The 9,892-nt window shown below is 65.2% G+C and carries 12 protein-coding genes; 10 read left to right on the top strand and 2 right to left on the bottom strand.

What is annotated here, in order from left to right; genetic code table 11:
• Both G3N99_RS27075 and G3N99_RS27080 read left to right on the top strand, forming a co-directional pair.
• Nucleotides 1–354, top strand: a 354-nt coding sequence (locus G3N99_RS27075) for a Rieske 2Fe-2S domain-containing protein (protein WP_206123934.1), incomplete at its 5' end; no start/stop codon positions are given.
• A gap of 12 nt (nucleotides 355–366) precedes the next feature.
• Nucleotides 367–1,359, top strand: coding sequence for a S49 family peptidase (locus G3N99_RS27080; protein ID WP_174944506.1), 993 nt, complete (start codon nucleotides 367–369; stop codon nucleotides 1,357–1,359).
• A gap of 59 nt (nucleotides 1,360–1,418) precedes the next feature.
• On the opposite strand, the gene G3N99_RS27085 is transcribed toward G3N99_RS27080, so the two are convergent.
• Nucleotides 1,419–2,141 carry an SAM-dependent methyltransferase gene (locus G3N99_RS27085; protein WP_011544932.1) on the bottom strand — a complete coding sequence of 241 codons (723 nt, stop codon included), beginning with the start codon at nucleotides 2,139–2,141 and terminating at the stop codon, nucleotides 1,419–1,421.
• Entirely contained in the window at nucleotides 2,138–2,770 is a 633-nt protein-coding gene (locus tag G3N99_RS27090; RefSeq protein ID WP_206123935.1) for a Maf-like protein, read from the bottom strand. Before G3N99_RS27090 ends, G3N99_RS27085 begins: the two co-directional genes overlap by 4 nt.
• 230 nt (nucleotides 2,771–3,000) lie before the next feature.
• Here G3N99_RS27090 and G3N99_RS27095 point away from each other — a divergent pair, with 230 nt between their 5' ends.
• The 8 genes from G3N99_RS27095 (at nucleotide 3,001) to fabF (ending at nucleotide 9,726) form a co-directional block, all read left to right on the top strand.
• Nucleotides 3,001–3,636 (top strand): DUF177 domain-containing protein, encoded by a 636-nt coding sequence (locus G3N99_RS27095; protein ID WP_174944496.1) that lies wholly within the window; start codon nucleotides 3,001–3,003, stop codon nucleotides 3,634–3,636.
• A gap of 98 nt (nucleotides 3,637–3,734) precedes the next feature.
• A complete protein-coding gene (rpmF, locus tag G3N99_RS27100) occupies nucleotides 3,735–3,914 on the top strand; it encodes a 50S ribosomal protein L32 (RefSeq protein ID WP_047900174.1) in 180 nt (59 codons plus the stop codon).
• 129 nt (nucleotides 3,915–4,043) lie between these two features.
• Entirely contained in the window at nucleotides 4,044–5,150 is a 1,107-nt protein-coding gene (gene plsX, locus G3N99_RS27105; protein WP_206123936.1) for a phosphate acyltransferase PlsX, read from the top strand.
• Nucleotides 5,151–6,140, top strand: a complete 990-nt coding sequence (locus G3N99_RS27110) for a beta-ketoacyl-ACP synthase III (protein ID WP_011351403.1) — start codon at nucleotides 5,151–5,153, stop codon at nucleotides 6,138–6,140. It abuts the gene before it with no gap.
• Nucleotides 6,141–6,223: 83 nt separating this feature from the next.
• Nucleotides 6,224–7,156: an ACP S-malonyltransferase gene (gene fabD / locus G3N99_RS27115; RefSeq protein WP_174943857.1), complete on the top strand. Its 933-nt coding sequence runs from the start codon at nucleotides 6,224–6,226 to the stop codon at nucleotides 7,154–7,156.
• Between the two features lie 36 nt (nucleotides 7,157–7,192).
• Nucleotides 7,193–7,942, top strand: a complete 750-nt coding sequence (gene fabG / locus G3N99_RS27120) for a 3-oxoacyl-ACP reductase FabG (protein ID WP_006476504.1) — start codon at nucleotides 7,193–7,195, stop codon at nucleotides 7,940–7,942.
• Between the two features lie 144 nt (nucleotides 7,943–8,086).
• Nucleotides 8,087–8,326: an acyl carrier protein gene (gene acpP, locus G3N99_RS27125; RefSeq protein ID WP_004197638.1), complete on the top strand. Its 240-nt coding sequence runs from the start codon at nucleotides 8,087–8,089 to the stop codon at nucleotides 8,324–8,326.
• A gap of 167 nt (nucleotides 8,327–8,493) precedes the next feature.
• Nucleotides 8,494–9,726 (top strand): beta-ketoacyl-ACP synthase II, encoded by a 1,233-nt coding sequence (gene fabF, locus G3N99_RS27130; protein WP_011351406.1) that lies wholly within the window; start codon nucleotides 8,494–8,496, stop codon nucleotides 9,724–9,726.
• The last annotated feature ends 166 nt before the right edge of the window (nucleotides 9,727–9,892 follow it).

Consider the following 9,892-nt stretch of genomic DNA (forward strand, 5'->3'; position numbering starts at 1 on the left):
CCCGACGGCGGCGCCGGCGTGCGCGTCGATGCGACGCTGCGCGGCGAGCAGGCCGTCGTGTTCTTCGTGCGTTACGAGGGCCAGGCATACGGGTACCTGAATCGCTGCGCGCATGTGCCGATGGAGCTCGACTGGGCCGAAGGGCAGTTCTTCGAGTCGTCGGGCCTCTACCTGATGTGCGCGACGCATGGCGCGATCTACGAGCCGAACACCGGCAAGTGCGTCGGCGGCCCGTGCCGTGGTGGTCGCCTGCGGCCGGTCGAGGTCGACGAGCGCGACACGTCCGACGGGCGTGCGGTATTCTGGGTGCCCGACGCCGACCTGCGTCCCGCTGTTCCCGCCACGACCGACTAACGACAACACTGCATGGCCGACCAACCGAATTCCCCGGATTCCTCCTCCCGTCCCGACGGCCGTGAACCGAACTGGGAGCGTGCGGCGCTCGAGCGGATCGCGCTCGCGGCCGTCAAGGAGCAGCGCGCGGCGCGGCGCTGGAAGATCTTCTTCCGCTTCGCGTTCCTCGCCGTGTTCGTGCTGTTCGCGTTCGCGCTGATCGATTTCTCGAGCGATTCGAAGTTCTCGTCGAGCGGACGGCATACGGCGCTCGTGACGATCGACGGAGAGATCGCGGCCGGTGTCAACGCAAACGCCGACGACATCAACACGGCGCTCGACGCCGCGTTCGACGACGACGGCACGGCCGGGGTCGTGCTGCGGATCAACAGCCCGGGCGGCAGCCCGGTGCAGGCCGGAATGGTCTACGACGAGATCCGTCGGCTGCGTGCGAAGTATCCGGACAAGCCGCTGTACGTCGTCGTGACCGACATGTGCGCATCGGGTGGCTATTACATCGCGTCGGCGGCCGACAAGATCTTCGTCGACAAGGCGAGCATCGTCGGGTCGATCGGCGTGCTGATGGACGGGTTCGGCTTTACCGGCCTGATGGGCAAGCTCGGCGTCGAGCGGCGCCTGCATACGTCGGGCGAAAACAAGGGCTTCTACGACCCGTTCTCGCCGGAAACGCCGAAGATGGATGCGCATGCGCAGGCGTTGCTCGACCAGGTGCACGCGCAGTTCATCAAGGCCGTGAAGGATGGCCGCGGCAAGCGGCTGCACGAGACGCCCGACATGTTCTCGGGCCTGTTCTGGACGGGCGAGAAGAGCGTCGAGCTCGGGCTGGCGGACGGCTATGGTACGACCGACACGGTCGCGCGCGACGTGCTGAAGGCGCCTGATCTGGTCGACTATACGGTGAAGGAAAGCCTGACGAACCGCGTCGCGCGCAAGTTCGGCGCGGCCGTCGGCGGCGCCGCGATGAAGGCGCTGACGGCCGGCGGCGCGTCGGTCAGCCTGCGCTAACAGGAAACGGGCGGGCCGCGATGGCCCGCCGTTCACGTGGCGGATCGCCTGCTACGGCTTCAGTTCGCCAGCAGCAGGAAGATCGCAGGGCGCTTGTGCAGATTCGGCGCAGGCGCCTTTTTCCAGTCCGCTACGGTACGGCTCGCGATCGTCTCGGTCGCGAGGGTCAGGTCGGCCGCGACGCAGATCTGCGTCGACGGCGCACAGGTCGCGACGAGCGTGTCGAGCATCGCGTGATTCCGGTACGGCGTTTCGATGAAGATCTGCGTCTGGCGCGCCTTGCGTGACAGTTGCTCGAGTTCGCGCAGGCGTTTCGCGCGCGCGGCCGCGTCGACCGGCAGGTAGCCGTTGAACGCGAAACTCTGGCCGTTCAGGCCCGATGCCATCAACGCGAGCAGGATCGAACTCGGCCCGACGAGCGGCACGACCTTTACGCCGCGCTCGTGCGCGCGGCGCACCAGCAATGCACCGGGATCGGCGACGGCCGGGCAGCCGGCTTCCGACACGAGGCCGGCGTCCGCACCGGCCAGCACGGGCGCGAGGAGCCGGTCGATGGCGCCGGCCGGCGTATTGACGTTCAGTTCGCTGATCTCGATTTCCTGGATCGGGCGTGTCGTGCCGATCTTCTTCAGAAACGCGCGCGTCGTCTTCGCGTTCTCGCCGATGTAATAGCCGAGCGTGCCGGCGCGCGCCTGCACGGCCGCGGGCAGGACGGCCGCGAGCATCGATTCGTCGCCTTCGCCGAGCGTGTTCGGGACGAGGTAAAGCGTGCCGGCGGTCATGCGCGGTCTCCACGGGTGGTTGCAAACAACGGATATTCAGCGGCGCGCAGCATGCGCGTGAGCGCGATCAGCGGCAGGCCGACGAGCGCGGTCGGGTCGTTCGAGTCGATCGCGTCGAGCAGCGCGATGCCGAGCCCTTCGGATTTCGCGCCGCCGGCGACGTCGTACGGCGTTTCCGCGCGCAGGTACGCGTCGAGTTCGGCCTCGGGCAGCGAGCGGAAGCGCACGTGCGTGACGATGTCCTCGACCTGCGCTTCGCCCGTCCGGCTGTCGTACAGGCAGAGTGCGCTGTGGAATTCGACTTCGCGGCCCTGCATCGACACGAGTTGCGCGAGCGCGCGCTCGTGGGTGCCGGGCTTGCCGATCTGGAGGCCGTCGAAGGTCGCGACCTGGTCCGACCCGATCACGAGCACGCCGTCCGGTGCGTCGATCGTGGCAGCGACGGCGCGCGCTTTCGCGCCGGCGAGCCGCAGGGCGGTCGCGGCCGGCGTCTCGCCGTCGTGCGGGGTTTCGTCGAGGTCGGGCGACACGACGTCGAAGGGGATGCCGAGGCGCTCGAGGAGCGCGCGGCGGTAGCGTGAACTGGAGGCAAGAATCAGCCGCGGCGGGCGGCAAACGGTATCCGGCATGGTCGGTTGGATCGATGAGTCGTCGGGTGTTGCGCGGCGTTGCGCGGACGCAAGCTTAAGTGATTGACCGCAAAAGGTAAAACAGGTATGCTTTCCCGCTTTTCGTCGGCAGGCTTCCGTTGTGGTGGCGCCTGCCGGGTCTTCGGAAGTAAAGTACGTCATCTGCGGATGAGCCGTACGCGAGCGGTACCAAGCCGGATTCGCAAGTCAGCCTGTAGGCAGGAGCGCACATGAACACTTCTTCTGGCAAACCGGCTGCGGCGCTTGATCCGCATGCAATCGATCTGTTCGAGTTCGCCCGTAGCGGGCGGCAGGCAGCAGGTGCGGTGCGCCTCTCGCAACTGCCGCGCATGTTAAACGAAGTGCCTGCGGACGCGCCAGATCGCGACACGGTCTTCACATGGCAGGCGGAAGGGTTCACGCAGAAGGAGTTGCAGGACGACGGCGCCGACGGGCAGCAGCCGTATCTGCGGCTTGCGGTGCACGGCCATGCGTGGCTCACGTGCCAGCGCTGCATGACCCCGTACGACCAGACGTTCGACGTCGACATGACGTACCGGGTGGTCGCGACCGAAGAAGAAGCTGAAGAATTTCCGCTCGACGACGATGAAGCCGATGTGATCGTGGGCTCACGCCAGTTCGATCTCGTCGACTTGATCGAAGAGGAATTGCTGCTTTCGTTGCCGCTCGTGCCCAAGCACGAGGTTTGCCCGGCAGTTCACGAAAGCCTCGTGTCGGGTGCGAGCGGTCCCGCGGAAGAGACGGACGAGGAGTCCGACGAAGCCGGGGACGAAGGCAAACGGCCGAATCCGTTCGCAGCGCTGGAAGCGCTGAAGAAGGACGGTGACGGCACCAAGAAACACTAAGCAGTTGTGGCGCGGGAAGGCGTAAAGGCTTTGGGCCAGGGTAGTTAAGCGTCGGATCGGGCTGTGTTAGAATCCGGAAAATTATTTAGGAGTTAGTCATGGCAGTCCAGCAAAACAAGAAGTCGCCGTCGAAGCGCGGCATGCATCGTTCGCACGATTTCCTGACGGCATCGCCGCTGGCAGTCGAGCCGAGCACGGGTGAAGTGCATCTGCGTCACCACGTCAGCCCGAACGGCTACTACCGCGGCAAGAAAGTCGTCAAGACGAAGAACGACTAAGCGTCAAGTCACGCGTTGCGCGCTACGCTTGCCGTTCGCGTGACAACTGGTTCGCTTGACACTTTCCTGGCGCAACAAAAAGGCGGCATTCAACTGCCGCTTTTTTGTGCCTGAAATTCGTCGCATTCCATGACCGTAAAGCTCACTATCGATTGCATGGGAGGCGACCACGGCCCGTCCGTGACCGTTCCCGCGGCAGTCAAGTTCGTCCGCGCGCATCCCGATGCGCACCTGATGCTCGTCGGCATCGAAAGCGCGATCCGCGCTCAGCTGAAAAAGCTGAAAGCCCTCGACGATCCCGCGCTGACCATCGTTCCCGCCGCCGAAGTCGTGGCGATGGACGACCCTGTCGAAGTGGCGCTGCGCAAGAAGAAGGATTCTTCGATGCGCGTCGCACTCAACCACGTCAAGGAAGGCGCGGCGCAGGCCTGCATCTCCGCCGGCAATACCGGCGCGCTGATGGCCGTTTCCCGTTACGTACTCAAGACGCTGCCCGGCATCGAGCGGCCCGCGATCGCGTTCGCACTGCCGAACCCGACCGGCTACACGATGATGCTGGACCTCGGCGCGAACGTCGACTGTGAACCGCAGCACCTGCTGCAGTTCGCCGAAATGGGGCACGCGCTCGTCGCCGCGCTCGAAGGCAAGGAGCGTCCGACGATCGGCCTGCTGAACATCGGCGAAGAGGTGATCAAGGGCAACGAGACGATCAAGCGCGCAGGCGAACTGCTGCGCGCCAGCACGCTCAATTTCCGCGGCAACGTCGAAGGCAACGACATCTACAAGGGCACGGTCGACGTGATCGTGTGCGACGGCTTCGTCGGCAACGTCGCGTTGAAGACGTCCGAGGGGCTTGCGCAAATGCTGTCGGACATCATCCGCGAGGAGTTCGGCCGTTCGCTGATGTCGAAGCTGATGGCGCTGCTCGCGCTGCCTGTCCTGATGCGTTTCAAGAAGCGCGTCGACCACCGCCAGTACAACGGCGCGGCGCTGCTGGGGCTGAAAAGCCTCGTGATCAAGAGCCACGGTTCGGCCGATGCCTACGCGTTTGAGTGGGCGATCAAACGCGGGTATGATGCCGTCAAAAACGGCGTGCTGGAGCGCCTCGCGCGCGCGATGGCGGATAATTCAGTGTCGCTCGGCGAAGGCGAACACGACGCGGGCGGCGCGGGCCGTGCAAGCCCCGCCGCAGGCCATCACGCCGAACCTTCCGCTGCGCAATCCTCTAAAGCATAAATGGCCCAATCGACTCTCTATTCCCGCGTGCTCGGCACGGGCAGCTACCTGCCGCCTGACCGCGTCACGAACCAGCAGTTGACCGATCGTCTTGCGAAGGAAGGCATCGAGACGAGCGATGAATGGATCGTTGCGCGCACGGGTATCCATGCGCGCCATTTCGCCGCACCGGACGTCACGACCAGCGATCTCGCGCTCGAGGCGTCGCGTCGCGCGATCGAAGCCGCCGGCATCGATCCGCAGTCGATCGACCTGATCATCGTCGCGACTTCGACCCCCGATTTCGTGTTCCCGAGCACCGCGTGCCTGCTGCAGAACAAGCTCGGCATCAAGAACGGCGGCGCGGCATTCGACGTGCAGGCCGTGTGTTCGGGCTTCGCGTACGCGATGGCGACGGCCGACAGCTTCATCCGCAGCGGCCAGCACCGCACGGCGCTCGTCATCGGCGCGGAGACGTTCTCGCGCATTCTCGACTTCAAGGACCGCACGACCTGCGTGCTGTTCGGCGACGGCGCGGGCGCGGTGATCCTGTCCGCGTCGGAAGAGCCGGGCGTGCTCGGCAGCGCGCTGCACGCGGACGGCAGCTATTCGCACATCCTCTGCACGCCGGGCAACGTCAACCGCGGCGTGATCGAAGGCAGCGCGTTCCTGTACATGGACGGGCAGGCGGTCTTCAAGCTCGCGGTCAACGTGCTCGAAAAGGTCGCGATCGAGGCGCTCGCGAAGGCGAATCTCGCGCCCGAGCAGATCGACTGGCTGATTCCGCACCAGGCCAACATCCGCATCATGACCAGCACCTGCCGCAAGCTCGGCCTGCCGCAGGAGCGCATGGTCGTGACGGTCGACCAGCACGGCAACACGTCGGCCGCGTCGATCCCGCTGGCATTCGATACCGCGGTGCGCGACGGTCGCATCCAGCGCGGCCAGCACGTGCTGATCGAAGGCGTCGGCGGCGGCTTCACCTGGGGCGCGTCGGTCTTCCGCTACTGATCCGCGGCGCGCGACTGCTGCGCGCGGATCCCATCGGCGCGCCATTCGTGCGCGCCGTCCGAATCGATTCAATTGGGGACGATATGAAATTTGCATTCGTATTTCCGGGGCAGGGCTCGCAGGCGGTCGGCATGCTCAACGCATTCGCCGATCTGGCCGTCGTGCGCGAGACGCTCCAGGAAGCGTCCGATGCACTCAATCAGGATCTCGGCAAGCTGATCGCCGAAGGCCCGGCCGAAGAGCTGAACCTCACCACCAACACGCAGCCCGTGATGCTCACCGCAGCCTATGCGTGCTATCGCGCGTGGCAGCAGGCAGGTGGCCCGGCGCCGACGATCGTCGCCGGTCACAGCCTCGGTGAATACACCGCGCTCGTCGCTGCCGGCGCGCTCGCGTTCAAGGACGCCGTGCCGCTCGTGCGTTTCCGCGCGCAGGCGATGCAGACGGCCGTGCCGGTCGGCCAGGGTGGCATGGCCGCGATCCTGGGCCTCGATGACGACACGGTGCGCGCGGTCTGCGCCGAAGCCGCGGAAGCGGGCGTTGTCGAAGCGGTGAACTTCAATGCCCCCGCGCAGGTCGTTATCGCAGGCAACAAGGCTGCGGTCGAAAAGGCCTGCGAGATCGCGAAGGCGAAGGGCGCGAAGCGCGCACTGCCGCTGCCGGTGTCGGCGCCGTTCCATTCGTCGCTGCTCAAGCCGGCGTCGGACCAGCTGCGCGACTATCTTGCGAACGTCGACGTCAAGGCGCCGCAGATTCCGGTCGTCAACAACATCGACGTCGCCGTGGTCAGCGATCCGGCTGCGATCAAGGATGCGCTGGTGCGCCAGGCCGCGGGCCCGGTGCGCTGGGTCGAGTGCGTGCAGCACATCGCCGGCACGGGCGTCACGCACGTGATCGAATGCGGTCCGGGCAAGGTGCTCGCCGGCCTGACGAAGCGCATCGACAGCAGCCTGACGGGCGCGTCGGTGTTCGATCCGGCTTCGCTCGACGAAGCGCTCAAGCTGGTGACCGCCTGACGCGGCACCTTTTCTCAAGAGACGGATATTCGATTCATGGACAAGACTCTCGATAAACAGGTTGCGATCGTCACCGGCGCATCGCGCGGCATCGGCCGTTCGATCGCGCTCGAACTTGCGCGCCTGGGCGCGACGGTGATCGGTACGGCGACGAGCGAATCGGGCGCCGCTGCGATTACCGCGGCGTTCGCGGAAGCGGGCGTCACGGGCCGCGGCGCGGTGCTGAACGTCAACGACGCGGCAGCTGCCGAGGCGCTGATCGACGCGACCGTGAAGGAATTCGGCGCGCTGAACGTGCTCGTCAACAACGCGGGCATCACGCAGGACCAGCTCGCGATGCGGATGAAGGACGAAGACTGGGACGCGGTGATCGACACCAACCTGAAGTCGGTGTTCCGCCTGTCGCGTGCGGTGCTGCGCCCGATGATGAAGGCACGTGGCGGCCGCATCATCAACATCACGTCGGTGGTCGGCTCGGCCGGCAACCCGGGTCAGGTCAACTACGCGGCTGCGAAGGCCGGTGTGGCGGGCATGACGCGTGCGCTCGCGCGCGAAATCGGCAGCCGCGGCATCACCGTGAACTGCGTGGCGCCGGGCTTCATCGACACCGACATGACGAAGACGCTGCCGGAAGAACAGCAGGCTGCGCTCAAGACCCAGATTCCGCTCGGCCGCCTCGGCAGTCCGGAAGACATCGCCCATGCCGTCGCGTTCCTCGCATCGCCGCAAGCCGGTTACATCACCGGTACGACGCTGCACGTGAACGGCGGCATGTACATGTCGTAACGATTTTCGTTTACCATCCGCGCCGTATCCCGATTTTCAGGCGGATCGGCGCTTGATCGACCATCAAGCCAACGTGCGTTTTGGCGTCAGCAAACCTGATAAAATGCGCGCACTTGTAAATCTGAACTTTCCCTCGGAGGGGTAATGGACAACATCGAACAACGTGTCAAGAAGATCGTCGCTGAACAACTGGGCGTCGCAGAAGCCGAGATCAAGAACGAAGCTTCGTTCGTGAACGACCTGGGCGCCGACTCGCTCGACACGGTCGAACTGGTGATGGCTCTGGAAGACGAGTTCGGCATGGAAATCCCGGACGAAGAAGCAGAGAAGATCACGACCGTTCAGCAAGCGATCGACTACGCTCGCGCAAACGTCAAGGCGTAACGAGCGCCTTTCGCGCTTGTCCGCCACGTCGCCGCGATCTTCGCGATTGACGCGCCATCCTGCCGGCTTCGCGCCGGACGGACTAACAGCCACAGGGCTCGCAGGGCTGGTTCCTGTGGCCACTGTGGCTTTTGTTTTTGTCATCCAATAATGGAAAAGAGGTTACCGTGAGCCGCCGTCGTGTTGTTGTTACAGGCCTGGGGCTGATTTCGCCTGTTGGCAATAATGTTGCCGACGGCTGGGCCAATCTCGTCGCCGGCAAGTCCGGTATTGCCACCGTTACGAAGTTCGATCCGTCGAACCTCGCCGTTCACTTCGCAGGCGAAGTGAAGGGTTTCGTTCCCGAGGAGTACATCCCGGCGAAGGAAGCCCGGAACATGGATACGTTCATCCATTACGGCATCGCCGCCGGCGTCCAGGCCATCAAGGACAGCGGGCTGGAAGTGAACGAAGCCAATGCGGAACGCATCGGCGTGCTGGTCGGTTCCGGCATCGGCGGCCTGCCGATGATCGAAGATACGCACCAGACCTACGTCGATCGCGGCGCGCGCCGGATTTCGCCGTTCTTCGTGCCGGGTTCGATCATCAACATGATCTCGGGTCACCTGAGCATCATGTTCGGCCTGAAGGGCCCGAACCTTGCGGCCGTGACGGCCTGCACGACCGGCCTGCACAGCATCGGCCTCGCAGCGCGCCTGATCCAGGCCGGCGACGCCGACGTGATGGTCGCGGGCGGTGCCGAGTCGACGGTGTCGCCGCTCGGCATCGGCGGTTTCGCGGCAGCGCGTGCGCTGTCGACCCGCAACGACGATCCGGCCAGCGCATCCCGTCCGTGGGACAAGGACCGCGACGGCTTCGTGCTGGGCGAGGGTGCCGGCGTGATGGTGCTCGAAGAGTACGAAGCGGCGAAGGCACGCGGTGCGAAGATCTACGCGGAAGTCTCGGGCTTCGGCATGACGGGCGACGCGTACCACATGACCGCACCGAACATGGACGGCCCGCGCCGTTGCATGGTCGCGGCACTGCGCGACGCCGGCGTGAACGCGGACGAGGTCCAGTACCTGAACGCGCACGGCACGTCGACGCCGCTGGGCGACAAGAACGAGTCCGATGCTGTGAAGGCGGCCTTCGGCGAGCATGCGTACAAGATCGTCGTGAACTCGACGAAGTCGATGACGGGCCACCTGCTGGGCGGCGCGGGCGGCCTCGAATCGGTGTTCACGGTGCTGGCGCTGCACAACAACGTGTCGCCGCCGACCATCAACATCTTCAACCAGGACCCGGAGTGCGATCTCGATTACTGCGCGAACACCGCGCGTGACATGAAGATCGACGTTGCCGTGAAGAACAACTTCGGCTTCGGCGGTACCAACGGCACGCTGGTGTTCAAGCGCGTCTGACGCCGCAATCGCTTGACGAGTCCATTCGATGCTCCGGCCGGGCGTCCGCAGCGCTTTGCGTTGCGGGCCTCGGCCGTGTCGTATTTCGTGCTGGCCGTGTTTGTCGCGTCGGCTACCGCGTCGGCCTACCTGTTCTGGGCGCCGCGCGCGGGTGCTGCCGCCGGCG

The sequence above is a fragment of the Burkholderia sp. Ac-20392 genome, assembly GCF_017104585.1.
In the GTDB taxonomy this organism is placed as follows: Bacteria; Pseudomonadota; Gammaproteobacteria; order Burkholderiales; family Burkholderiaceae; genus Burkholderia; species Burkholderia lata.

What these genes read in the sequence shown, in the direction of transcription:
- G3N99_RS27080 (WP_174944506.1), top strand. Translation starts at nt 367, where the DNA reads ATGGCCGACCAACCGAATTCCCCGGATTCCTCCTCCCGTCCCGACGGC.
- G3N99_RS27085 (WP_011544932.1), bottom strand. Translation starts at nt 2,141, where the DNA reads ATGACCGCCGGCACGCTTTACCTCGTCCCGAACACGCTCGGCGAAGGC.
- G3N99_RS27090 (WP_206123935.1), bottom strand. Translation starts at nt 2,770, where the DNA reads ATGCCGGATACCGTTTGCCGCCCGCCGCGGCTGATTCTTGCCTCCAGT.
- G3N99_RS27095 (WP_174944496.1), top strand. Translation starts at nt 3,001, where the DNA reads ATGAACACTTCTTCTGGCAAACCGGCTGCGGCGCTTGATCCGCATGCA.
- rpmF (WP_047900174.1), top strand. Translation starts at nt 3,735, where the DNA reads ATGGCAGTCCAGCAAAACAAGAAGTCGCCGTCGAAGCGCGGCATGCAT.
- plsX (WP_206123936.1), top strand. Translation starts at nt 4,044, where the DNA reads ATGACCGTAAAGCTCACTATCGATTGCATGGGAGGCGACCACGGCCCG.
- G3N99_RS27110 (WP_011351403.1), top strand. Translation starts at nt 5,151, where the DNA reads ATGGCCCAATCGACTCTCTATTCCCGCGTGCTCGGCACGGGCAGCTAC.
- fabD (WP_174943857.1), top strand. Translation starts at nt 6,224, where the DNA reads ATGAAATTTGCATTCGTATTTCCGGGGCAGGGCTCGCAGGCGGTCGGC.
- fabG (WP_006476504.1), top strand. Translation starts at nt 7,193, where the DNA reads ATGGACAAGACTCTCGATAAACAGGTTGCGATCGTCACCGGCGCATCG.
- acpP (WP_004197638.1), top strand. Translation starts at nt 8,087, where the DNA reads ATGGACAACATCGAACAACGTGTCAAGAAGATCGTCGCTGAACAACTG.